The sequence below is a fragment of the Gordonia amicalis NBRC 100051 = JCM 11271 genome (assembly GCF_000332995.1).
Taxonomy (GTDB): domain Bacteria; phylum Actinomycetota; class Actinomycetes; order Mycobacteriales; family Mycobacteriaceae; genus Gordonia; species Gordonia amicalis.
Window position 1 is genome coordinate 36,153 of record NZ_BANS01000009.1, and the last position, 23,783, is coordinate 59,935.

The 23,783-nt window shown below is 65.8% G+C and carries 17 protein-coding genes; 15 read left to right on the forward strand and 2 right to left on the reverse strand.

What is annotated here, in order from left to right; genetic code table 11:
* Nucleotides 1-159: 159 nt before the first annotated feature.
* Complete coding sequence (locus GOAMI_RS05070; protein WP_024499807.1) at nt 160-1,335, reverse strand: glycoside hydrolase family 76 protein; 1,176 nt, start codon at nt 1,333-1,335, stop codon at nt 160-162.
* Between the two features lie 265 nt (nt 1,336-1,600).
* Between GOAMI_RS05070 and rplJ the strand changes: the two genes are divergently transcribed.
* Nucleotides 1,601-2,125: a 50S ribosomal protein L10 gene (gene rplJ, locus GOAMI_RS05075; protein WP_006435322.1), complete on the forward strand. Its 525-nt coding sequence runs from the start codon at nt 1,601-1,603 to the stop codon at nt 2,123-2,125.
* A gap of 80 nt (nt 2,126-2,205) precedes the next feature.
* Nucleotides 2,206-2,595, forward strand: a complete 390-nt coding sequence (rplL, locus tag GOAMI_RS05080) for a 50S ribosomal protein L7/L12 (RefSeq protein WP_005199657.1) — start codon at nt 2,206-2,208, stop codon at nt 2,593-2,595.
* A 144-nt stretch (nt 2,596-2,739) separates the two neighbouring features.
* Here rplL and GOAMI_RS05085 read toward each other — a convergent pair whose 3' ends face one another.
* Nucleotides 2,740-3,681 carry a type IV toxin-antitoxin system AbiEi family antitoxin domain-containing protein gene (locus tag GOAMI_RS05085; protein WP_006435323.1) on the reverse strand — a complete coding sequence of 314 codons (942 nt, stop codon included), beginning with the start codon at nt 3,679-3,681 and terminating at the stop codon, nt 2,740-2,742.
* 299 nt (nt 3,682-3,980) lie between these two features.
* Here GOAMI_RS05085 and GOAMI_RS05090 point away from each other — a divergent pair, with 299 nt between their 5' ends.
* From GOAMI_RS05090 to GOAMI_RS05150, 13 genes are all read left to right on the forward strand, one after another.
* Nucleotides 3,981-5,210: an ABC transporter ATP-binding protein gene (locus tag GOAMI_RS05090; protein ID WP_005199659.1), complete on the forward strand. Its 1,230-nt coding sequence runs from the start codon at nt 3,981-3,983 to the stop codon at nt 5,208-5,210.
* Nucleotides 5,207-6,013, forward strand: a complete 807-nt coding sequence (locus GOAMI_RS05095; RefSeq protein WP_005199661.1) for an MlaE family ABC transporter permease — start codon at nt 5,207-5,209, stop codon at nt 6,011-6,013. Before GOAMI_RS05090 ends, GOAMI_RS05095 begins: the two co-directional genes overlap by 4 nt.
* 56 nt (nt 6,014-6,069) lie before the next feature.
* Nucleotides 6,070-6,897: an MlaE family ABC transporter permease gene (locus GOAMI_RS05100; protein ID WP_081598192.1), complete on the forward strand. Its 828-nt coding sequence runs from the start codon at nt 6,070-6,072 to the stop codon at nt 6,895-6,897.
* Between the two features lie 2 nt (nt 6,898-6,899).
* Nucleotides 6,900-8,237 carry an MCE family protein gene (locus GOAMI_RS05105; RefSeq protein WP_005199664.1) on the forward strand — a complete coding sequence of 446 codons (1,338 nt, stop codon included), beginning with the start codon at nt 6,900-6,902 and terminating at the stop codon, nt 8,235-8,237.
* The gene (locus GOAMI_RS05110) at nt 8,234-9,316 is read left to right on the forward strand and encodes an MCE family protein (protein WP_005199666.1); all 1,083 of its coding nucleotides are present in this window, start codon (nt 8,234-8,236) and stop codon (nt 9,314-9,316) included. The genes GOAMI_RS05105 and GOAMI_RS05110 overlap by 4 nt, the downstream gene beginning before the upstream one ends.
* A gap of 5 nt (nt 9,317-9,321) precedes the next feature.
* The gene (locus tag GOAMI_RS05115; RefSeq protein WP_024499808.1) at nt 9,322-10,413 is read left to right on the forward strand and encodes an MCE family protein; all 1,092 of its coding nucleotides are present in this window, start codon (nt 9,322-9,324) and stop codon (nt 10,411-10,413) included.
* Nucleotides 10,413-11,762: an MCE family protein gene (locus GOAMI_RS05120; protein ID WP_005199668.1), complete on the forward strand. Its 1,350-nt coding sequence runs from the start codon at nt 10,413-10,415 to the stop codon at nt 11,760-11,762. The genes GOAMI_RS05115 and GOAMI_RS05120 overlap by 1 nt, the downstream gene beginning before the upstream one ends.
* Entirely contained in the window at nt 11,762-13,066 is a 1,305-nt protein-coding gene (locus GOAMI_RS05125) for an MCE family protein (RefSeq protein WP_006435325.1), read from the forward strand. Before GOAMI_RS05120 ends, GOAMI_RS05125 begins: the two co-directional genes overlap by 1 nt.
* Nucleotides 13,063-14,304, forward strand: a complete 1,242-nt coding sequence (locus GOAMI_RS05130; RefSeq protein WP_005199670.1) for an MCE family protein — start codon at nt 13,063-13,065, stop codon at nt 14,302-14,304. The genes GOAMI_RS05125 and GOAMI_RS05130 overlap by 4 nt, the downstream gene beginning before the upstream one ends.
* Nucleotides 14,305-14,398: 94 nt before the next feature.
* The gene (locus GOAMI_RS05135; RefSeq protein ID WP_210735179.1) at nt 14,399-15,043 is read left to right on the forward strand and encodes a hypothetical protein; all 645 of its coding nucleotides are present in this window, start codon (nt 14,399-14,401) and stop codon (nt 15,041-15,043) included.
* Nucleotides 15,043-15,882 (forward strand): hypothetical protein, encoded by an 840-nt coding sequence (locus GOAMI_RS05140; RefSeq protein ID WP_005199672.1) that lies wholly within the window; start codon nt 15,043-15,045, stop codon nt 15,880-15,882. Before GOAMI_RS05135 ends, GOAMI_RS05140 begins: the two co-directional genes overlap by 1 nt.
* 328 nt (nt 15,883-16,210) lie before the next feature.
* Nucleotides 16,211-19,717, forward strand: a complete 3,507-nt coding sequence (gene rpoB / locus GOAMI_RS05145) for a DNA-directed RNA polymerase subunit beta (RefSeq protein ID WP_006435326.1) — start codon at nt 16,211-16,213, stop codon at nt 19,715-19,717.
* An 86-nt stretch (nt 19,718-19,803) separates the two neighbouring features.
* On the forward strand, nt 19,804-23,760 hold the full coding sequence (locus GOAMI_RS05150) for a DNA-directed RNA polymerase subunit beta' (protein ID WP_006435327.1): 3,957 nt from the start codon (nt 19,804-19,806) through the stop codon (nt 23,758-23,760).
* The last annotated feature ends 23 nt before the right edge of the window (nt 23,761-23,783 follow it).

Sequence of the window (23,783 nt, forward strand, 5' to 3'; positions counted from 1 at the left end):
GTGGACACCGACGCCCCGTCGTGTCGGTCGTGGGCGCCAGGCGGATCCGACTGCTTGGGATCCGGTGTGTTCCAGGTCACCTCACACGTTCGCTGAAGAATAGCTCAGCTTCGGTATCGGATGGCTAACCGGGTGGCGTCGGTTTGACCATCGGGGGATCTACGAACGATCACGTTCGGGCAGCGACAGGTCGATCGCGGCGGCGGCCTCGAGGACCATCCAGGCCGACAGCTGCACCGACAGGTCACGTTCGGGGACCTCCGACGGCGTCACGGCACCCGCGACGAACTGGGCTTTCTTGCCGGAAGCCGTTGGTACGACGGCCCTGCGGCGCCAGTCGCTGGGGAAGACCACGTGCCCGCGGATCTCCGTGCGATTGGCCCAGGCCGCGTCGGCGCTCGAGGTCACGATCCGGGCTGCCCGGGCGCGCAGTTCATCCGATCCGCCGACCTCGGGCAGATCGGTGGCGACGAGCGCCAGATAGCGGGCGAGCACCCCGTGGAACAGGCCGCCGTCGCCGCCTCCGCCGCCGTTGATCACCCCGTCGGTGCACGAGTGCTTCTCGACGGCCCCGAGAAGCCGGGCCAGACGGTCCAGGTGACGCTGTTCACCGGTCTCGCGGAAGACCTCGAGTTCGGCGCCGAGTACGACGCCCTGGCAGTAGGTGTACGTGCCGGTCTCGGCCTTCAGCGAACCGTCGGGCTGCTTCTTCAGGCCGTCGATGACCAGGTGGGTCTTCGGGTCGATGAGGTTGGCGTCCATCCAGTCGCACATCGCGACGGCGCGTTCGACGTGGCCGGTGCGGGCGACCAGGATCGCGGCGGGGCCGTTTGCGGGGGCGTTGAAGAACTGATCGGTGGTGCGCCACGGGATTCCGCCGCCGTCCTCGGGGACCCAGGCGTCGAGCATCCGTCGGGTCAGGGTCTCCAGGCCCCGCCGGTGGTCGAGGTCGAGGTGGCGGTCGGCTCGTTCGATCGCCAGGCCGAGCCAGGCCATGTCGTCGTAGTAGTTGTTGGTCCACCGCCCGAGGTTGCGGACCTTGATCCCGCGCAGTACCCGGTTGGCGTCGTCGGCGATGTGCGGATCGAAGGAGCGGTCACCCTCGACACGGTGGATCGCGGCGTCGACGAGAAGGTCGACGAGATGCGCATGCCACCAGTAGTGCCAGGATCCGAGGTGCGCCGCGACGAATCCGATCGGCCAGGCGACGGCCGCCGTGCGCGTCGCCGGCAACCCGAACGCGCGCTGCAGGTGGCGTGCCGCGATGGCGTCCATGGCGGCCTGCGCGCGCTCATTGGGGTCGTGCACCTCGGTCGATTTGGATTGTTGCCCCACGACCACGTAGCCTAATCGTCGATGTGATGCACACCCGTGCGTCGTATCGGTTCAACCAGAGACCGTTGGTCGTCGGGAACTCCCGAACGAAGGCGCGACGAAGTCGCCGGCCCACGCAGGATGAACGAGGAATGTTGTCCCACACATTACGTGTGTGCGTCTTCACCCCCGTGCCTGCGCGCCGGGGCGTTTGTCATTTCCGCCTCCACGGCCCGTCGCTCAGTTGAACCCGACCAACTCAAGTGACGAGGAGAGGAGGCGAAGTATGGCCAAGTCCGAAAAGGTCGCCGCTGTTGCGGAGATCGCAGAGCAGTTCAAGGGCTCCACGGCGACGGTTATCACGGAATACCGTGGTCTGTCCGTCACCCAGATCTCCCAGCTGCGACGTTCCCTCGGTGAGGGTGCAACCTACTCCGTCGCCAAGAACACCCTGGTGAAGCGTGCCGCTGCTGAAGCGGGCGTGGAAGGGCTCGACGAGCTGTTCACCGGTCCGACCGCGATTGCCTTCATCGAAGGTGAGCCGGTTGTGGCCGCGAAGGCGATCAAGACGTTCGCCAAGGACAACAAGGCTCTGGTCATCAAGGGCGGGTACATGGACGGCCGCGCGCTGTCCATTGCCGAGATCGAGCAGATCGCCGACCTTGAGACCCGTGAGGTCTTGCTGGCCAAGCTCGCCGGTGCCATGAAGGGCAACTTGGCTAAGGCAGCCGGCCTGTTCAACCAGCCGGCATCGCAGGTCGCGCGTCTCGCAGCGGCCCTGCAGGAGAAGAAGAACGAAGCCGGCGAATAACTCGCCGCACCAAGCCGATCCCCGAACCGTACGGGGATGCACACCAACCCCGTACGGGGACTTACAGGAAGGACGCCACCATGGCGAAGCTCACCGCTGACGAGCTCATCGATCAGTTCAAGGAACTGACCCTGCTGGAGCTCAGCGATTTCGTGAAGAAGTTCGAAGAGGTCTTCGAGGTCACCGCGGCCGCTCCGGTCGCCGTTGCCGCTGCCGGTGCACCGGCTGCCGGTGGCGCCGAGGCTGCTGCCGAGCAGGACGAGTTCGACGTCATCCTCGAGGGTGCCGGCGACAAGAAGATCCAGGTCATCAAGGTCGTCCGCGAGGTCGTCTCGGGTCTGGGCCTGAAGGAAGCCAAGGACCTCGTCGAGGGTGCTCCGAAGGCTCTCCTGGAGAAGGTCGACAAGGACGCCGCCGAGGCTGCCAAGGCCAAGCTCGAAGAGGCCGGCGCCAAGGTCTCCGTCAAGTAAGACTCTTCTTACGCGACTCACGAGCCCGGGACAGCATTGCTGTCCCGGGCTCGTTGCTGTGTTGGCCTGACTCCCAGACTTCATTTCGACGTTGCGACCTCGATCGAAGTCGCAACGTCGAAATGAAGTCTGGGAGTCGAGCGCTCAGGCGGCAGTGAGCCCCAACTTCATGAGCCAGGGTCTGAGGAGGCCGACCAGCTCTTCGCGTTCGAGTTCGGCCCACGTCCAGCGGACCACCATGATGCCCATGGCCCGGAGGGCATCCTCGCGCCGCTTCTCGCGGATCAATGCCTCGCGCGGGGTTTCTCCGGGGCGCAGACCGTATTTCTGCATCCCGTCGAACTCACCGACGAGCCGACCCTCCCAGTCGAAGTCCGCCCGCGCCTCGCCCTGTGATGTCTGGAACGTGTGCTGGAGACGGGGAAGAGGGAGCCCGGCTGCAATCATCTGGGCGCGGCTCCACGACTCCCCGACGCCCTCTGAGGACGCGTCGGCGAGCGAAAGGGCTCGTCGTGCGGTGCTGGTCCCGGGTCGCCGTAGACGCGCGTCGAGGATGGCCGTCATGACGGATGAATCGGCCTTCATCGCCAGTGCTCGGTCGAAGGCCACCAGTGCTTGCGCGAAGTTGCCGTTCGTGGCGATGTCGACCGCAGTGCGCTCGAGCGTGGTCACCTCGATCCCGTCGACCATCTTGATGTCGCCGGATGTCAGCGGGCCGTTGTGTACGTGCCGATGGCCGCGGACGAAACCGCCCGCGGTGGACTTCTTGGTGAGATGGACAGCCTCGCGGTCGGGGTGGAGTAGTTCGAGCCCGAGGACGGCTGCCGCCGAATCATGGCTCAGCGTCGCCTTGCCGCGATCACGTGCCGAGGTCGCCACTGCGATGGACTGCAGCCGATGGATCGCGGTGGAATCGGCAGCGTCGGGATCGGCCTCCAAGTAGACCCCGGGGGCCAACCGGATCAAGTCCCCGCTGTCCACCGCCGCCGCGACGGTGTCGTCGCTGATGCCGACCCGCAGCGTCGATTCGCGCCGTATGAGTCCGTATCGATCGGTCGGGAACCATGTCATGGGGATTGGACGCACGACGCGTCATCTCCGTTCAATGCGTCCCCGAAACGGACACTCCCGGAGTGACCTGGGACTCTGCGTCGGGCGTCACAACGGGGTCGGTGTCCGACTTTCCTCACCACTTAACATCAGCTAATGTCATCGACGCGGCGTGGTTACCTGCCGGTAGCTTCCGCCGCTGCCAACGCTGAGGGTGCCGGTCGCTCTGTGAGCGGTCGCTGGTCGGTTACAGTGACCCCAACCACAAATGCCACCGGTTGGTGTGCGGTCACACCGTGGCCGCCTTCGGGGGCAGCGATCGTCTGGAGGAAGTTGTGGGTGTTGAGGTCAGTGTCGAGGGGCTCACGAAGTCGTTTGGTTCGCAGAATATTTGGCGTGATGTCACGCTGACCCTCCCGGAGGGTGAGGTGTCTGCGCTGCTCGGTCCGTCGGGTACCGGTAAGTCGGTGTTCTTGAAGACGTTGATCGGGTTGCTGCATCCCGAGCAGGGGTCGGTGATCGTCGATGGCACCGATATCACGCAGTGTTCGGCCAAAGAGCTCTATGAGATCCGCAAGCTGTTCGGTGTGCTGTTCCAGGATGGTGCCCTGTTCGGTTCGATGTCGTTGTTCGACAACATCGCGTTCCCGCTTCGTGAGCACACGAAGAAGAAGGAGAACGAGGTCCGCGACATCGTGATGGAGAAGATCGATCTGGTCGGTCTGACCGGTGCCGAGGACAAGCTTCCCGGTGAGATCTCCGGTGGTATGCGCAAGCGTGCCGGTCTGGCGCGCGCGTTGGTGCTCGATCCGCAGATCATTTTGTGTGACGAGCCGGATTCGGGTCTGGATCCGGTGCGTACCGCCTACATCAGCCAGTTGTTGATCGACATCAACGCCCAGATCGATGCGACGATCCTGATCGTGACGCACAACATCAACATCGCGCGCACGATCCCGGACAACATCGGCATGTTGTTCCGGAAGGAGCTGGTGATGTTCGGTCCGCGTGAGCAGTTGCTGACCTCGGAGCAGCCGGTGGTCAAGCAGTTCCTCTCCGGTGACCGGTTCGGTCCGATCGGTATGTCGGAGGAGAAGGACGAGGCCGTCCAGAAGCAGGAAGAGGCCATGCAGGCCGCGGGTATCTCCGGTGGTGGTACCAAGGAGGACTTCACCGAGATCATCCCGCAGGTCCAGCCCAATCCGGGTATGCCCGAACGCAAGGCGGTCGCCCGTCACCGTGAGCGCGTGCATGCGATGCTGCCCGGCCTGCCGCAGAACGCGCAGGAGGCCATCCGTCGCAGCCAGGAGCAGGAAGACCAGATCCGCGAGGAGAGCCGCGCCCACGCCGAGGATGTGGCGAACGGACGCCACAGCGGGGACAACGAGTGGACGAGCGCTTCCTCGGGGAACCTGGCCGTCGCCGACGCCAAGACCGACGTGATCGACTACGGCGGCAGCGATGCGCCGACAGAGCAGTGGCAGACGCCCGGTGGCGGCGACGCACTGACCAAGCCCAGTCATCGTGCTTCAGACGCAAACGAAGGGCGGACGATCCAGGGATGACCAATGCCACCACGCGTGGCGTCGACCGAATCGCGCAGGCCGGAACGGGCGCCCTAGCCCAGACCGGCAATATCGTTCAGCTCTTCGTCGATGTTGCACGCCAGACCTTTGTGCGCCCGTTTCAGTGGCGGGAGTTCATCCAGCAGGCGTGGTTCATCGCCAGTGTGACGATCCTGCCCACCGCCCTGATCGCGATTCCGTTCGGCGCGATCGTCTCCTTGCAGACGGGTTCGCTGATCAAACAACTCGGCGCCGAGTCGTACACCGGTGCGGCCAGCGTGTTGGTGGTCATCCAGCAGGGGTCACCACTCGTGACCTCGCTCCTCATCGCGGGTGCGGCCGGGTCGGCGGTTGCCGCCGACCTCGGTTCGCGCACCATCCGCGAGGAGATCGACGCGATGGAAGTGTTGGGCATCAACCCCATCCAGCGACTCGTGGTCCCGCGTGTGCTGGCCATGGTCCTGGTCGCGATACTGCTCAACGGTCTGGTCGCCGTCATCGGCATCGGTGGTGGTTACTTCTTCAACGTGGTGATGCAGGGCGGCACCCCGGGCGCCTACCTGGCGTCGTTCGGTGCCCTCGCCCAGCTGCCCGACCTCTGGGTGTCGACGCTGAAGGCCGCGGTCTTCGGTGTCCTCGCCGGCGTCGTCGCCGCCTACAAGGGCCTCAATCCCAAGGGCGGCCCGAAGGGTGTGGGTGACGCCGTCAACCAGAGCGTCGTCATCACATTCCTTCTGCTGTTTCTCGCCAATCTGATCATCACTGCGGTCTACCTGCAGATCGTCCCACCGAAGGGGAGCTAGTCGTGACCGATGGTGGCGGCGGCGTGACGATCGCCAAGAGCAGGCCCGAGTACTACATGTACGAGGCCCGCAAACAGCTGGGCAGACCACTCAAGGTGCTCGACGGCGCCGGTGAGCAGATGTCGTTCTACGGCCGCACGCTCGCGTGGATGCCGAAGACGCTGGTGCACTACACCCGTGAGGTCCTGCGCCTACTCGCCGAAGTTGCCTTCGGCTCGGGCGGACTCGCGGTGATCGGCGGCACCATCGGCGTGATGGTGCTGATGTCGGGCTTCACCGGCGTCGTCGTCGGCCTTCAGGGTTATGCGGCACTCGACCAGATCGGGTCGCAGGCACTGACCGGCTTCCTGTCGGCCTATGTCAACACCCGTGAGGTGGCGCCTCTGGTGGCGGGCCTCGCCCTGTCCGCGACCGTCGGCTGTGGCTTCACCGCCCAGCTCGGCGCCATGCGCATCTCGGAGGAGATCGACGCCCTCGAGACGATGGCCGTGCCGTCGATCCCGTTCCTCGTGTCGACGCGCGTGATCGCCGGGTTCATCGCGGTCATCCCGCTGTACGTGCTCGGTCTGCTGTCGGCGTACCTGGCGTCTCGGGTGGTCACGACGGTCTTCAATGGACAGTCAGGCGGTTCCTACGACCACTACTTCAACCTGTTCCTGCCGCCGGCCGACGTGCTCTGGTCGTTCGGCAAGGTGCTGGTCTTCGCCTTCGTGATCATCCTGGTGCACTGCTACTACGGCTACTACGCATCGGGTGGACCCGCAGGTGTGGGCGTGGCCGTCGGTCACGCGGTCCGCTCGGCACTGGTCCTCATCGCGATCCTCGACTTCTTCCTGGGACTCGCGATCTGGGGCACCACGACGACGGTCAGAGTGGGAGGTTAGCGGTGTCGGTCCTGCGTAGAAGGCTGCTCGGCCTGGTCTTCTTTCTCGTGGTCGCACTGTTCCTCACCGCGACCATCACCAAGTTCAACAAGACGTTCCAGGACTTCACCGACGTCACCCTGATGACCGACTCCACCGGCAACGCGCTGCCCGCGAACGCCGACGTGAAGGCGCGCGGCATGGTCGTCGGCGAGGTCCGTGAGGTGAAGCCGGCGCCCGACGGGTCGGTCGAGGTCATCCTCGGCCTCGACCCGAACAAGGCGAAGGAACTGTCGGACAAGACCACCGCGCGGATCCTGCCGAAGACGCTCTTCGGCGAGCGGTACGTGGCGCTGCAGGTCCCCGAGGACAACACCGGACCGACGCTGACCAACGGCGCGACCATCGAGACCGATCGCAGCGGCAACGCACTCGAGGTCCAGGAGTTGTTCGACAAGCTGCTTCCGGTCCTCGACGCCATCCCGCCGCAGGATCTCAACGCCACGCTGACCGCGCTGTCGAAGGCGTTGTCGGGCCGCGGTGAGCAGCTCGGCACGACGCTCGAAGAGCTCGACCAGATCTTCGTCGAGGTCAACAAGAACCTGCCCGACCTCGAGGGCACCCTCGAGGGCCTGGCGACCTTCTCGCAGACCTACTCGCAGGCGCTGCCCGACGTCGTCGACGCACTGGACTCGTTCCGGACGACGTCGAACACCATCGTCGAACGGCAGGCAGATCTGCGGACGCTCATCGCGACCCTCGGTGTGGCATCCGACGACCTCACCGGCTGGCTGCGCCAGAACCGCACCGACCTGATCGACCTCGCTGTCGACTCGGAAGAGTTGCTCGTCGGACTCGCGAAGCAGTCGCCGACCTTCGTCTGCACGTTCCGCAACTTCGTGGGTCTGATCCCCGAGTCACGCAGAATCGTGGGCGAGGGCACCAAGAACCCGGGTGTGCGGGTGAACCTGCAGTTCATCAATCCTCGTGGCCGCTATCTACCGAACCAGGACGAACCCCGCTTCATGGATCTCGACCCACCCGCCGTCTGCTACGAGCCCCCCACCGACGGTCGCCCGTTCCCGCAGTATCCGGGTGGCAGTCTCGCCGACGGCAGCTACCAGCCGCCGTCACGCAACGCCGGTCCGCGCAACGTTCAGAAGCTGCCGCAGCCGCAGTTCAGCGGCGTGCCTGCCGGTACCGCATCGGTCCGGTCCAACCCGTTCGACGATCCGGACTACCGCAAGCAGCTGCAGGTCATCTACGGCGCCACGAGCGGCCGTTCGCCGGAGTCGGTGCCGACCTGGGTGACCATGATCGCCGGCGGTTCCCTCCAGGGAGCGCAGGTCGAGATCAAATGAGGTCGATAATCGCGCCCCTGGTCAAGCTGATCATCTTCGCGGTCGTCACCGTCGTGACGACCAGCCTGCTCGCGATCACCATCGCGAACGCCGGCGGCGGCGGAGACGCGAAGTTCAAGGCCGTCTTCGACGACGCCACCCTGCTGAACTCCGGCGACGACGTCCGCATCGCCGGCGTGCGAGTGGGACAGGTGGAGAAAGTCGAGGTCTACGACCGCAACCGGGCGATGGTCTCGTTCAACCTCGACCGCGACCGGTTGCCCGACGGGACCCAGCTCTACATCCGCTATCGCAACCTCACCGGCCTGCGGTATCTGGCGCTCGAACGCGGCGCCGGCGACCCGGCCCGGACCGTGTCGCAGGGTCACACGTTCGGGTTGGACGAGGACGACGACTCCACCCACCCGCCGGTCAACCTCACCGAGTTGTTCAACGGGTTCCGGCCGCTGTTCCAACAGCTGTCGGCCGACGACGTCAACAAGCTGACCTCCGAGATCATCGCGGTCTTCGACGGTCAGGGCGGCTCGATCACGCGGCTGGTCAGCGACACCGCGGACCTGACGAACGCGATCGCCGACAAGGACAAGGTGATCGGTGAGCTGATCGGCAACCTCACCAAGGTCCTCGACACGGTCAACCGCAACGACGAGCAGTTCACCAGCCTCCTCGACAACACCGAGAAGTTGGTGACCGGGCTTGCCGCGCAACGCGGTTCGGTGGGATCGGCGATCAGTTCCGTGTCGAATCTGACCTCGGTGACCGCGAACATCCTCGGTGCGACGCGCCCGTCGATCCAGGGCGACATCGCCGGACTGAAGTCGCTGTCCGACGAGATCAACAAGCGCAACGAGGACATCGAGGAGACGCTGACCAACCTCCCGGTCAAGCTGCGCAAGGTCGGCCGGGCCGCGACCTTCGGTTCCTGGTTCCAGTTCTATCTGTGCGGTATCGACGTCGTCGCCGGCAACGGCAAGTCGACGCTGCTGACACAGCCGCTGGTGCCGCTGCCCGACATCAATCACGTGCTCTACACCAGTGCGGCCACCCGTTGCTGGGCTGACGAGAAGCCAGGGGGGTGACCACGATGGCAGACGAGAACAACCGCGCCGACGACAACGGCGACGACGACGCCGCGAAGCAGCCGGCGCAGCACCCGCATCGCCGCTTCGGCGGACGACGCAGCCCGGTCAGCATCGGCGCCATCGGTGTCCTGATCCTCCTGATGCTCGGACTCAGTGCCTTCTACCTGACCGAGGTTCCGCTGCTGGGCGCCGGCGCCCGCTACACCGCGCAGTTCACCGAGGCCGCCGGACTCAGGGCGGGTAATGAGGTGCGCGTGGCAGGCGTCAAGGTCGGCGAGGTCGAGAGCGTGAAGCTCAACGGCGACCGCGTCGACGTCAGCTTCAAGGTGGAGAACACCTGGATCGGCGACCAGACACAGGCATCGATCCAGATCAAGACGATCCTGGGGCAGAAGTACCTGGGACTGAACCCGCGTGGCAGTGAACCGGCCGACCCCGACGTTCCGCTCACCGACACGGTCTCGCCCTACGACGTCATCGAGGCGTTCTCGGGTGCGGCGCAGCAGATCGAGGACTTCGACAACGATCAGCTGGCCGAGTCGATGCGCGTGCTGTCGGATGCCTTCTCCGGTACGGCCGGCAACACCGGACCCGCGCTCGACGGTCTCGCGCGGTTGTCCAACACGATCGCCAGCCGCGACCAGGAGGTGCAGAAGCTCCTCGCCGCGACCAAGGACACCTCGAAGCTCCTGGCCGATCGCAACGAGGAGTTCGTGCGCCTGATCGGCGGCGCGGGCCAGCTGCTCGACGAGTTGAACAACCGGCAGCAGTCCATCTCCGCTCTGCTGGCCAGCACGACGAGCCTCGGCGACTCGCTTACCGGCATCGTGCGCGACAACGAGGAGCAGATCGGCCCGGCGCTCGACGCGCTGAAGGGCGTGAACGAGCTGCTGCAGCGTCAGAACCAGAACATCCGCGACACGATCAAGAACATGGCGCCGTTCTACCGCCTGTACGCCAACGTCCTCGGCAACGGCCGTTGGTTCGATCAGGTCGTGGTGAACCTACTGCCGCCGGCGCTGCCGCAGCAGAACACCACACGGCCGCCGAACAAGACGGCGATGGAAAACAACGGCGGAACGGGGGCAGGCTGATGACCGCACCAGACCTGACACAGATCTCCGGCCCCGGCCGCTGGTTCACCCCGCGGCACATCGTCGCGCTCATCCTCGGGCTGATTCTCGCGCTCGTCGTCGCGGGCGCCCTGTGGTGGGTGTTCTCCGCGATCGGGACCACCAAGATCACCGCGACGTTCAAACGTTCGGTCGGCATCTATTCCGGTTCCGACGTCCGCATCCTCGGCGTGGCCGTGGGCAAGGTCGATTCGGTGACGCCGCAGGGTGAGACGGTGAAGGTGACCATGACGGTCGACCGCGGCATCACGCTGCCCGAGAACGTCCGTGCCGTGCAGATGATCCCATCGGTCGTCGCCGACCGTTTCGTGCAACTGACCCCGGCCTACTCGGGAGGCCCGAAGGCCGGTCGCGACATCACCCTGAACGAGGACCAGACCATGGTCCCGGTCGAGGTCGACGAGCTCTACGCCAGCGTCAAGGAACTGTCGGACGCCCTCGGGCCCGACGGCGCGAACAAGACCGACGGCACCGGACGCCAGGGCGCGGTGAGTGAACTCGTCGCGACGGGCGCCGAGAACCTCGCCGGCAACGGCGAGAAGCTCGGAAAGGCCATCGAGAACCTGTCGAAGGCCTCCACGACGCTGAGCGATTCGCGGAACAACCTCTTCGACACCGTCAAGGGCCTCAACACCTTCGTCGGCGCGCTGCGCGAGAACGACGCCCAGGTGCGGCAGTTCAACACCCAGATGGCGTCGTTCAACAGGTTCCTCGCGGGTGAGCGCGAACAACTCGCAGCCGCGCTGAACAAGTTGTCGATCGCGCTCGGGGATGTGGCCGGCTTCCTGGCCGACAACCGTGAGCAGATCGGGGAGACGGTCAAGGACCTGCAGCCGACCACGCAAGCGCTGCTCGATGAGAAGAACAACCTCAAAGAGGTCCTGACGGTCCTGCCGGTGGCCATGAACAACCTGATCAACGCCTACGACGCGGAGTCGGGAACGCTGGCCCTGCGTCTGACGATCCCGGAGCTGCAGGACCTGATCGGCGCGCAGTGCCGCCTGCTCGATCTGGGCGCGCTGATGCCGGGAAACCCGCAGTTCACGCAGTTCAGCAACACTCTGCGCCCGCTGATCAACCAATGTGAGGCCATCGGCAAGCAGATCACCGACGGGGTGCTCGAGCCGGTGTTACCGGTGCTGCCCTTCGGCATCATGAGCAACAACAAGCTGCAGAAGGCACCGGTTCCGGGCACGGTTCCGGGCAACCCCGACCCGCAGATCAACACGCCTGCACCGTCGGCGACGAAGACCCCGTCGACGAAGCCGTCACCGAGCTCGAGTGCCCCGCGACCCCGGGGAGGCAACTGATGAACCGACGCTCCGTGCGGACCACCCTGGCCGGCGCCGCGCTCTCGCTGACCGTGATGGTGTCGGGCTGTATGTCCGGCGGCATCCAGTCGATCCCGCTGCCCGGCGGCGTCGACACCGGGAGCAGCCCGCGCACATACAAGATCCAGTTCGACGACGTGCTCGACCTGGTGCCGCAGTCGATGGTCAAACGCGACGGCATCCCCGTCGGGCGCGTCACCAAGGTCGAGGTGCCGAACGACGCCTGGTTCGCGCAGGTCACCGTCGAGGTCCAGAACGACGTCGACCTGTCCGACGAGGCGCAGGCCAGCGTCCAACAGACCTCGCTTCTCGGTGAGAAGTTCGTGTCGCTGAGCGATCCGGACAACAGCGCGAACGCGCCGCGGCAGAATCCCGCCGAGCCGATCCCGGTGGACCGCACGCGTACCGCGACCGACATCGAGCAGGTTCTCGGAGCCCTGGCGTTGCTGCTGACCGGCGGTGGCATCAACCAGCTGCAGCCGATCGTCTCGGAGCTGAACAAGACGCTCGGCGGCCGTACCGACGAGGTGCGCAGCCTGATCGATCAGACGGAGAAACTCATCGCGGGGCTCAATCGTCAGCGCGACGACATCGTCGCCGCGATCGACGGTCTCGCGGATCTGTCCGCACGGACCGAGAAGCAGACCGCACAGATCGACCGCATCCTCAAGCAGCTCCCCGAGGGCATCGAGGTGCTCGAGGAACAGCGACCGCAGTTCGTCGACCTGCTGACCAAGCTCGATCAGCTCGGTCAGGTCGGTACCGATGTGCTGGGCAAGTCCCGCACGGCGCTGATCAACGATCTCAAGGCGCTGCGGCCGATCCTGAGCGAGCTGACCAAGGCCGCACCGGACCTGATCACCGCGGCGCCGCTGATGCTGACGCTCCCGTTCCCGGACTGGGTCCTCCCGGCCTTCCACGGTGACTCGGCCAATCTGTTCATGACGCTGGACCTGCGCATCCTCAACCAGCTCGAGGCCCTCGGCGTCGGGCAGGGGACACCGAAGTACTCGCCGCCGGCCCGCGTGAAGGTGCCGGTCAATCCGCGCAACCCGTACTACAACGGCAACGGGCCGCGGTACGGCTGGCCGACGATCACGCTGCTCCCGCCGGCCCCGAACTCACGGCCGGGACCCAACACCCCACCGTCGGGTGGCACCTACCCGGCCTCGGCGCCCGTACCGGCGGCGCCCGGCCAGGGGGTTCTCGACGGCCCGCTCGCGGCCATGGGTCTGGCCCCCAAGTCCCAGGCCCCTGAGTCACCGACAGGAGCAGGACGATGATCGGCAAGCTCGTCAAGATCCAGCTGATCGCCTTCGTCATCGTCGGCCTCGTCGCACTGGCCTACGTCGGCGCGAAGTACGCACGGCTGGACAAGCTGGTCGGCGTCGGCATGTACACCGTCACCGCCGAGCTGCCCGCCTCCGGCGGCATCTTCACCAACGCCGAGGTCACCTACCTGGGTGTGCCGGTCGGCCGGGTCGGTGCGCTCGACCTCACCCAGGAGGGTGTCGACGTCAAGCTCGAGCTCGACTCGGGCGGACCGAAGATCCCGGCGTCGGCGGTGGCCGTGGTGGCATCGCGTTCGGCGATCGGTGAGCAGTACGTCGACCTGCAGCCGACCTCGGCGTCGGGGCCCTATCTCGAGAACGGCTCGACCATCCGGGAATCGCGGTTGCCCGAGCCGCTCGAGGACGTGGTCAAGTCCGCGGTCGACTTCACCTCGTCGATCCCGGTCGACGACCTGCACACCGTCATCACCGAACTGGGTAACGCATTCAACGGCCAGGGGGAGAACCTCACCCGGCTCGTCGATTCCCTCGGCAAGCTCTCGCGGGCCGGCGTCGACAACCTGAGCGAGGTGGTCGGGCTGATCCAGGATTCGAACGTCGTCCTGGCGACACAGGCCGACCAGTCCGACGCAATCCTCAGCTGGTCGCGCAACCTCGACCTGATCACCGCGACCCTGGCGTCGTCGGATCCGGATCTGCGCCGGCTGCTGACCACCGGCACCTTGTCGGCGACGCAGATCTCCGAGTTGATCCAGAAGAACGGCAACGACATCTCCAAGGTGGTGAAGGATCTCGCCGAGGTGGCGCGCACGATCGAGCCGGTCACCTACACGACGTCGATGACGTTCGCGATGCTGTCGGCACTGTCTGCGGGCAGTCACTCGCCGGCTCCCGGTGACGGTCAGATCCACTTCGGTATCGTCCTGGAGACCAACAACCCGGCCTCGTGTACCCGCGGTTACGAGGGGACCCAGGAGATCATCGCGGAGATGAAGCGCAAGAACCCGAACTTCGACGTCCACTACGACGAGTTCCCGTTCAACACCGAGGCCCGATGCAAGGTGCCGTTCGGGAACCCGACGGGTGTGCGCGGCGCCGACCGTGCGCAGTACGCCAACCCGGCGTACCCGCAGCCGTGGGACAACACGCCGAAGAAGGACCCGGACAAGCTGAACCTCAACCCGCTCGCCATGCAGCTCAGTGCGCTGCTCGGCGTGCGGCCCAAGTAACGACGCGCGGCCTGCCGAGCCCGACGCCCCGCCCAGCGCGGGCCGATCGGGACTTAGGCTGTGCTCAGGAGCGATCTATACAGTGTCTTCTGCTATGACTGGCACCTCGACAATCACCGGCCCCGAGACCCCGGATTCCTCGGGTTCGACGACGACCCGCGTGGGACTACTCGCGCTGTCCGTGGTCGCGGTGATCGCGGCACTCGTGTGCGTGGCGGTCTTCGGTGTCCAGGCCATGGGTGCGTACGCCACCAAGGACGCGCGCGACGAGGCGACCCAGGCAGCCGAGCAGGCCGTCCTGAACATCACCACGATCGACCCGGCGAACATCGACGACTTCCGTCAGCGCGCGGAGGGTTCGCTTACCGGCAAGGCCAAGCAAGAGGTCCTCGGCGACGCGACGGACGGCGATGAGAAGGCCGGCGACGAGAAGGCCGGCGAGACCGGCAACGTCCTCGACGTGCTCGCCGAGGCGGGGGAGAACACCGCGAAGCTCAGTGCGCGGCTGCTGCGCAGTGCGCCGAGCGAGGTCGACGACGAGGGTGGCAAGGCGAAGGTCCTCGTCTACGTCCTCACGACTCTCCAGCGCGCCGGGGAGCCGAACGTCGACCAGACGCGCGGCTTCCAGGTCAGCATGACCCGTGAGGGAGACACCTGGAAGGCCGAGAACGTCGCCGGTCTCGAGGGCATCGAGTACGCCGACGCCGGCCAGGCGCCCGCGACGGGAGGCGGAAACTGATGGCACCGACCCCGAACCAGCCCCCGCGCAAGCGACGTCCGACGCCGAAGGTCGCCGGACACACCCGTGCCGCGCGTTCGGACGCCGACGAGCTGGCCACCGAATCCGGTGTGTCCCTGTCGAAGTCCGACGACGCGGAAGTCTCCGTGCCCGCTGAGGAGCGAGGAGCGGAGACGCCGGGCCTCGAAGGGGCCGAACCCACCCCGCCCACGACCAGGACCCGCCCGGTGTCGCGGGTTTCGACTCTGCGTCCCAGCGGAACGCAGACAGGCGCGGACGGTCCGTCGTCGACCGGTTCTGGGCCGTCTCGGCCGGCCCCCGAGCGGGGACCGGCGAAGAAGCGCAATCCGCTGCTGTTGACCGCGATGCTGGCCGGGGTGGCCGTGCTGCTCGGCGTCGCCGCGGTGATCCTGGCCTTCCGGCCGGGCCTCGGGGAGAACCGGGCGTTCGTCGATCAGAGCGCCACCACCGAGCTCATCGGCCAGTCGCAGGAGCAGATCTGCGCGGTGTGGGGACACGAGCACACCGACCTCGACGGCTGGGCGAAACGCGCCCAGAACGCGCTCACCGGAGATGCGCGCAAGGAATTCGACGAGTCGCTGAAGACCCAGCGCGACCTGATCACCCAGACCAAGTCGGGAGCCGAATGCCGGGTCGACGCGGTCGGCGTCACCAACCTGTCCGGCGCAGGCGACGGCGCGCGTGCGACGGTCATCGCGAACCTCATCATCAGCGAGACACAGAACAGCATCGCCACCAACAGTCTCGCCCCGCGTGTCCAGTTCGCGATGGTCAAGGAGGGGGATACGTGGCGGATCCAGGGCGTCGAGCCCTTCTGATCGCCGCGTGAGCGCCAGGTGGACGGGTGACTCGCGGGACAAGTTGGCGAAATTGGCGCGTACCGCTTGACGTTTGGGCGTTGTCGGGCCAGGCTGTGACCAGCGGTCGACGTGCAGGCAGCCACCCGTGCGAAATCGCTTCTTGACGGGCTTGACAAAGTACGTCTATTTTCTGCTACAGTTGGACGTTGCGCTGGCTGCCTCCTGTCCATCTACCGATCCTTCTACGGCCACTCTTAGCTGTGTGTGCTGCGGTGATCGCCGATCTCAGGGTGTCACCAGCGAACGGCCCATCAAGCCACCGCACATCTAGGTTGTGAATAACGTCGTGTTGGAAGGACGCATCTTGGCAGTCAACCGCCAGTCCACCTCAACAATCCCCGGCGCGCCGCATCGCGCGTCGTTTGCAAAGATCAGCGAGCCGCTGGAGGTTCCCGGCCTCCTCGACCTCCAACTCGATTCCTTCGAATGGCTCGTCGGGTCCCCGGAGTGGCGCGCCAAGGCGATCGCCCGCGGAGACGAGAACCCGACGGGCGGGCTGGAGGACATCCTCCACGAGCTGTCCCCGATCGAGGACTTCTCCGGGTCGATGTCCCTTTCGTTCTCCGAGCCGCACTTCGACGAGGTCAAGGCCTCTGTCGAGGAGTGCAAGGACAAGGACATGACCTACGCGGCGCCGCTGTTCGTCACCGCTGAGTTCATCAACAACAACACCGGTGAGATCAAGTCGCAGACCGTCTTCATGGGCGACTTCCCGATCATGACCGACAAGGGCAGCTTCATCATCAACGGCACCGAGCGTGTCGTGGTGAGCCAGCTGGTCCGCAGCCCCGGCGTCTACTTCGACGCCGCGATCGACAAGGCCACCGAGAAGACCCTGCACACCGTCAAGGTGATCCCGGGTCGCGGTGCGTGGCTGGAGTTCGACGTCGACAAGCGCGACACCGTGGGTGTGCGTATCGACCGCAAGCGCCGTCAGCCGGTCACCGTGCTGCTCAAGGCCCTCGGTTTCACCACCGAGGAGATCTCCGAGCGCTTCGGCTTCTCCGAGATCATGATGTCGACCCTGGAGAAGGACAACACCGCCAACCAGGACGAGGCGCTCCTCGAGGTCTACCGCAAGCTGCGTCCGGGTGAGCCGCCGACCAAGGAGTCCGCGGAGAACCTCCTGGAGAACCTGTTCTTCAAGGACAAGCGCTACGACCTCGCTCGCGTGGGCCGTTACAAGGTCAACAAGAAGCTGGGCCTGACGGCCAACCCGATGATCGGCGAGTCGACCCTGACCCGCGAGGACATCATCGCGACCGTCGAGTACCTGGTGCGTCTGCACGAGGCCGATCCGCACACGGTCACCTACATGACCGTGCCCGGTGGCGTCGAGGTGCCCGTCGAGGTCGACGACATCGACCACTTCGGCAACCGTCGTCTGCGTACCGTCGGCGAGCTGATCCAGAACCAGATCCGCGTGGGCCTCTCGCGTATGGAGCGTGTCGTGCGTGAGCGCATGACCACCCAGGACGTCGAGGCGATCACCCCGCAGACCCTGATCAACATCCGTCCCGTCGTGGCGGCGATCAAGGAGTTCTTCGGAACCAGCCAGCTGTCGCAGTTCATGGACCAGAACAACCCGCTGTCGGGTCTCACCCACAAGCGTCGTCTGTCGGCGCTCGGCCCGGGTGGTCTGAGCCGTGAGCGTGCCGGCCTCGAGGTGCGCGACGTCCACCCGTCGCACTACGGCCGTATGTGCCCGATCGAGACCCCTGAGGGTCCGAACATCGGTCTGATCGGTTCGCTCTCGGTGTACGCGCGGGTCAACCCGTTCGGCTTCATCGAGACCCCGTACCGCAAGGTCGTCGACGGTGTCGTCACCGACGAGATCGAGTACATGACCGCCGACGAGGAGGATCGCTTCCTCATCGGTCAGGCCAACACCAACTTCGACGGCAGCGGCCGTATCACCGACGAGCGTGTGCTGGTGCGCAAGAAGGGCTCCGAGGTGGAGTTCGTGGGCGCCACCGATGTCGAGTACCTCGACGTCTCGCCGCGTCAGATGGTGTCGGTCGCGACCGCGATGATCCCGTTCCTCGAGCACGACGACGCGAACCGCGCCCTGATGGGTGCGAACATGCAGCGTCAGGCCGTGCCGCTGGTGCGCAACGAGTCGCCGCTGGTCGGCACCGGCATGGAGCTCCGTGCCGCCGTCGACGCCGGTGACGTCATCGTGTCGTCCAAGACCGGTGTGGTGGAGGAGGTCTCGGCCGACTACATCACCGTCATGTCCGACGAGGGCACGCGTGACACCTACCGGATGCGCAAGTTCGCGCGTTCGAACCACGGCACCTGCGCCAACCAGCGTCCGATCGTGGACGAGGGCCAGCGCGTGGAGGCCGGTCAGGTCCTCGCCGACGGGCCGTGCACCGAGAACGGTGAGATGGCGCTCGGCAAGAACCTGCTCGTGGCGATCATGCCGTGGGAGGGTCACAACTACGAGGACGCGATCATCCTGAGCCAGCGTCTCGTCGAAGAGGACGTGCTCACCTCGATCCACATCGAGGAGCACGAGATCGACGCCCGCGACACCAAGCTCGGTGCCGAGGAGATCACCCGGGACATCCCGAACGTCTCCGACGAGGTCCTCGCCGACCTCGACGAGCGCGGCATCGTGCGCATCGGTGCGGAGGTCCGCGACGGCGACATCCTGGTCGGCAAGGTCACCCCGAAGGGCGAGACCGAGCTGACCCCGGAGGAGCGCCTGCTGCGTGCCATCTTCGGTGAGAAGGCCCGTGAGGTCCGCGACACCTCGCTGAAGGTGCCCCACGGCGAGACCGGCAAGGTCATCGGCGTGCGCGTGTTCAGCCGCGACGACGACGACGATCTCGCGCCCGGCGTCAACGAGCTGGTCCGCGTGTACGTCGCCCAGAAGCGCAAGATCCAGGACGGCGACAAGCTCGCCGGTCGCCACGGCAACAAGGGCGTCATCGGCAAGATCCTCCCGCAGGAGGACATGCCGTTCCTGCCCGACGGCACGCCGGTCGACATCATCCTGAACACCCACGGTGTGCCGCGTCGTATGAACATCGGCCAGATCCTGGAGACCCACCTCGGGTGGATCGCCAAGGCCGGCTGGAACATCAACGTGGCCGAGGGCGTGCCGGAGTGGGCGTCGAACCTCCCCGAGGACATGTACTCGGCGGAGCCCGACACCAACACCGCCACCCCGGTGTTCGACGGTGCGCGTGAGGAGGAGCTGACCGGACTGCTGTCCTCGACGCTCCCCAACCGCGACGGCGATGTGATGGTCAACGGCGACGGCAAGGCGACGCTGTTCGACGGTCGCTCCGGCGAGCCGTTCCCGTACCCCGTGTCGGTCGGCTACATGTACATCATCAAGCTGCACCACCTGGTCGACGACAAGATCCACGCACGTTCGACCGGTCCGTACTCGATGATCACCCAGCAGCCGCTCGGTGGTAAGGCGCAGTTCGGTGGTCAGCGCTTCGGTGAGATGGAGTGCTGGGCGATGCAGGCATACGGTGCCGCCTACACCCTGCAGGAGCTGCTCACCATCAAGTCGGACGACGTGGTGGGCCGCGTGAAGGTCTACGAGGCGATCGTCAAGGGCGAGAACATCCCGGAGCCGGGTATCCCCGAGTCGTTCAAGGTGCTGCTGAAGGAACTTCAGTCGCTCTGCCTGAACGTCGAGGTCCTCAGCTCCGACGGTGCCGCCATCGAGATGCACGACACCGACGACGAGGACCTGGAGCGCGCTGCGGCCAACCTCGGGATCAACCTGTCGCGCAACGAGTCGGCCACGGTCGACGACCTCGCCAACTGATCCTCACCAACCCGGGCCGGCCGCCGGTTCGTTCGCTACGACCGGCGGCCCGACCCACTGACAACAGAGCTCTGGAAAGGTAACAAGTGCTCGACGTCAACTTTTTCGACGAACTCAAGATCGGCCTTGCGACGGCCGACGATATTCACAACTGGTCGTACGGTGAGGTCAAGAAGCCGGAGACGATCAACTACCGCACGCTGAAGCCCGAGAAGGACGGCCTGTTCTGCGAGAAGATCTTCGGACCGACTCGCGACTGGGAGTGCTACTGCGGCAAGTACAAGCGCGTCCGCTTCAAGGGCATCATCTGTGAGCGCTGCGGCGTCGAGGTGACCAAGGCCAAGGTGCGCCGTGAGCGCATGGGCCACATCGAGCTGGCCGCACCGGTCACGCACATCTGGTACTTCAAGGGTGTGCCGAGCCGCCTGGGCTACCTGCTCGACCTGGCGCCGAAGGATCTCGAGAAGATCATCTACTTCGCCGCGTACGTCATCACCGCGGTCGACGACGAACTCCGTCACAACGAGCTCTCCACGCTCGAAGCCGAGATGGAGGTCGAGAAGAAGGCCGTCGCCGATCAGCGCGACGCCGACCTGAACGAGCGTCAGCAGAAGCTCGAGCAGGATCTCGCCGAGCTCGAGGCCGAGGGCGCCAAGGCCGACGTGCGCCGCAAGGTGCGCGACGGCGCCGAGCGCGAGATGCGTCGTATGCGCGACTCCGCGCAGCGTGAGCTCGACGGTCTCGAGGAGATCTGGGACAAGTTCGTCAAGCTCTCCCCGGGCGACCTCATCATCGACGAGAAGCTCTACCGCCAGCTCGAAGAGCGCTACGGCGAGTACTTCCAGGGTTCGATGGGTGCCGAGGCGATCAAGAAGCTCCTCGAGACCTTCGACATCGACGCCGAGGCCGAGTCCCTGCGCGAGACCATCCGCAGCGGCAAGGGCCAGAAGAAGCTTCGTGCTCTCAAGCGCCTCAAGGTCGTCGCCGCGTTCCAGCAGTCGGGCAACTCGCCGCTGGGCATGGTCCTCGACGCCGTGCCGGTGATCCCGCCGGAGCTGCGTCCGATGGTTCAGCTCGACGGTGGCCGCTTCGCGACCTCCGACCTGAACGATCTGTACCGCCGCGTCATCAACCGCAACAACCGCCTCAAGCGTCTGATCGACCTCGGTGCTCCCGAGATCATCGTGAACAACGAGAAGCGGATGCTGCAGGAGTCGGTCGACGCCCTGTTCGACAACGGTCGTCGTGGCCGTCCGGTCACCGGACCGGGCAACCGCCCGCTGAAGTCCCTGAGCGATCTGCTCAAGGGCAAGCAGGGTCGTTTCCGTCAGAACCTGCTCGGCAAGCGCGTCGACTACTCGGGCCGTTCGGTCATCGTCGTCGGTCCTCAGCTCAAGCTGCACCAGTGTGGTCTGCCGAAGCTGATGGCTCTCGAGCTGTTCAAGCCGTTCGTGATGAAGCGTCTGGTCGACCTGAACCAGGCCCAGAACATCAAGTCGGCCAAGCGCATGGTCGAGCGTCAGCGCCCCGCGGTGTGGGACGTCCTCGAAGAGGTCATCTCCGAGCACCCGGTGCTGCTGAACCGTGCACCGACGCTGCACCGTCTCGGCATCCAGGCCTTCGAGCCGCAGCTGGTGGAGGGCAAGGCCATCCAGCTGCACCCGCTGGTGTGTGAGGCCTTCAACGCCGACTTCGACGGTGACCAGATGGCCGTGCACCTCCCGCTGAGCGCGGAGGCGCAGGCCGAGGCCCGCATCCTGATGCTGTCGTCGAACAACATCCTGTCGCCGGCATCGGGCCGCCCGCTCGCCATGCCGCGTCTGGACATGGTGACCGGTCTGTACTTCCTGACCTCCCTCAAGGAGGGCGCGGCAGGCGAGTACACCCCGGCAACCGCCGACGACGTCGAGCGCGGTGTCTACTCGAGCCCCGCCGAGGCCATCATGGCCGTCGACCGTGGACAGCTCACCGTGCAGTCGCGCATCAAGGTGCGCCTGACCGGGCAGCGTCCGCCGGCCGAGGTCGAGGCCGAGCTGTTCCCCGAGGGATGGCGTTTCGGTCAGCCGTGGACCACCATCACCACGCTGGGCCGCGTGCTCTTCAACGAGCTGCTGCCGATCGAGTACCCGTTCGTCGACGAGCAGATGCCGAAGAAGCGTCAGGCCGCGATCATCAACGATCTCGCCGAGCGCTACCCGATGATCGTGGTCGCCCAGACCGTCGACAAGCTCAAGGACGTCGGCTTCTACTGGGCCACCCGTTCGGGCGTCACCGTGTCGATGGCCGACGTGCTCGTGCCGCCGCAGAAGGCGGAGATCCTCGACCGTTACGAGGAGCGTGCCGACGGCTTGGAGCGCAAGTTCCAGCGCGGTGCCCTCACGCCGGACGAGCGTCGCGACGCACTGGTGGAGATCTGGAAGCAGGCCACCGAAGAAGTCGGTAAGGCCATGGAGGACTTCTACCCCGAAGACAACCCAATCATCATGATCCCGAAGTCGGGTGCCACCGGTAACCTGACGCAGGTTCGTAACCTGTCGGGCATGAAGGGTCTGGTGACCAACCCGAAGGGTGAGTTCATCCCGCGTCCGATCAAGTCCTCGTTCCGCGAGGGCCTGACCGTCGCCGAGTACTTCATCAACACGCACGGTGCCCGTAAGGGTCTGGCGGACACGGCTCTCCGTACCGCCGACTCGGGCTACCTGACGCGTCGTCTGGTCGACGTGTCGCAGGACGTCATCGTTCGCGAGACCGACTGTGGCACCGAGCGCGGCATCAACGTGCCGCTGGGTGAGAAGCAGCCCGACGGCTCGATCATCCGCGACGCGCATGTCGAGACCTCGGCCTACGCACGCACCCTGGCCGCCGACGCGGTCGACGCCGACGGCAACGTCGTCGTCGAGCGCGGCCACGACCTCGGCGACCCGGCCATCGAGGCTCTCCTCGCTGCCGGCATCGCGCAGGTCAAGGTCCGTTCGGTCCTCACCTGTGCCACCGGCACCGGTGTGTGTGCGCACTGCTACGGCCGTTCGATGGCCACCGGCAAGCTCGTCGACATCGGTGAGGCCGTGGGTATCATCGCGGCCCAGTCGATCGGTGAGCCCGGTACCCAGCTGACGATGCGTACGTTCCACCAGGGTGGCGTCGGTGACGACATCACCGGTGGTCTGCCGCGTGTCCAGGAGCTCTTCGAGGCCCGCGTCCCCAAGGGCGTCGCGCCGATCGCGGAGGTCTCCGGCCGGGTGCGTCTCGAGGACGACGACCGCTTCTACAAGATCACGATCATCCCGGACGACGGTTCCGAAGAGGTCGTCATCGACAAGATCTCGAAGCGTCAGCGTCTGCGCGTGTTCAAGCACGACGACGGTTCCGAGCGGCTCCTCGCCGACGGCGACCACGTCGAGGTCGGCCAGCAGCTCATGGAGGGCTCGGCCAATCCGCACGAGGTCCTGCGTGTCATGGGTCCCCGTCAGGTGCAGATCCACCTGGTCAACGAGGTCCAGGAGGTCTACCGCAGCCAGGGTGTGTCGATCCACGACAAGCACATCGAGACGATCGTCCGTCAGATGCTGCGTCGCGTGACGATCATCGATCATGGTGCGACCGAGTTCCTGCCCGGTTCGCTCGTCGAGCGTGCCGAGTTCGAGGCGGCCAACCGTCAGGTGGTCACCGAGGGTGGCGAGCCCGCAGCCGGACGTCCGGTGCTCATGGGTATCACCAAGGCCTCGCTCGCGACCGAGTCGTGGCTGTCGGCGGCGTCGTTCCAGGAGACCACGCGTGTCCTGACCGACGCGGCGATCAACAGCCGCAGCGACAAGCTGATCGGTCTCAAGGAGAACGTGATCATCGGTAAGCTGATCCCGGCCGGTACCGGCATCAACCGCTACCGCAACATCCAGGTTCAGCCGACCGAAGAGGCACGTGCCGCGGCCTACGCGGTGCCGTCGTACGACGACACCTACTACAGCCCGGACGGCACCTTCGGTGCTCCGGCCGGCGCTGCGGTGCCGCTGGACGACTACGGTTTCTCCAACGAATACCGGTAAGCCGTACTGAGCTGAAAAGCCCT

Excerpts from the sequence above, each read along its gene's own strand:
- rplJ (WP_006435322.1), top strand. The coding sequence starts at position 1,601 with ATGGCCAAGTCCGAAAAGGTCGCCGCTGTTGCGGAGATCGCAGAGCAG.
- rplL (WP_005199657.1), top strand. The coding sequence starts at position 2,206 with ATGGCGAAGCTCACCGCTGACGAGCTCATCGATCAGTTCAAGGAACTG.
- GOAMI_RS05095 (WP_005199661.1), top strand. The coding sequence starts at position 5,207 with ATGACCAATGCCACCACGCGTGGCGTCGACCGAATCGCGCAGGCCGGA.
- GOAMI_RS05100 (WP_081598192.1), top strand. The coding sequence starts at position 6,070 with ATGTACGAGGCCCGCAAACAGCTGGGCAGACCACTCAAGGTGCTCGAC.
- GOAMI_RS05110 (WP_005199666.1), top strand. The coding sequence starts at position 8,234 with ATGAGGTCGATAATCGCGCCCCTGGTCAAGCTGATCATCTTCGCGGTC.
- GOAMI_RS05115 (WP_024499808.1), top strand. The coding sequence starts at position 9,322 with ATGGCAGACGAGAACAACCGCGCCGACGACAACGGCGACGACGACGCC.
- GOAMI_RS05120 (WP_005199668.1), top strand. The coding sequence starts at position 10,413 with ATGACCGCACCAGACCTGACACAGATCTCCGGCCCCGGCCGCTGGTTC.
- GOAMI_RS05125 (WP_006435325.1), top strand. The coding sequence starts at position 11,762 with ATGAACCGACGCTCCGTGCGGACCACCCTGGCCGGCGCCGCGCTCTCG.
- GOAMI_RS05130 (WP_005199670.1), top strand. The coding sequence starts at position 13,063 with ATGATCGGCAAGCTCGTCAAGATCCAGCTGATCGCCTTCGTCATCGTC.
- GOAMI_RS05135 (WP_210735179.1), top strand. The coding sequence starts at position 14,399 with ATGACTGGCACCTCGACAATCACCGGCCCCGAGACCCCGGATTCCTCG.
- GOAMI_RS05140 (WP_005199672.1), top strand. The coding sequence starts at position 15,043 with ATGGCACCGACCCCGAACCAGCCCCCGCGCAAGCGACGTCCGACGCCG.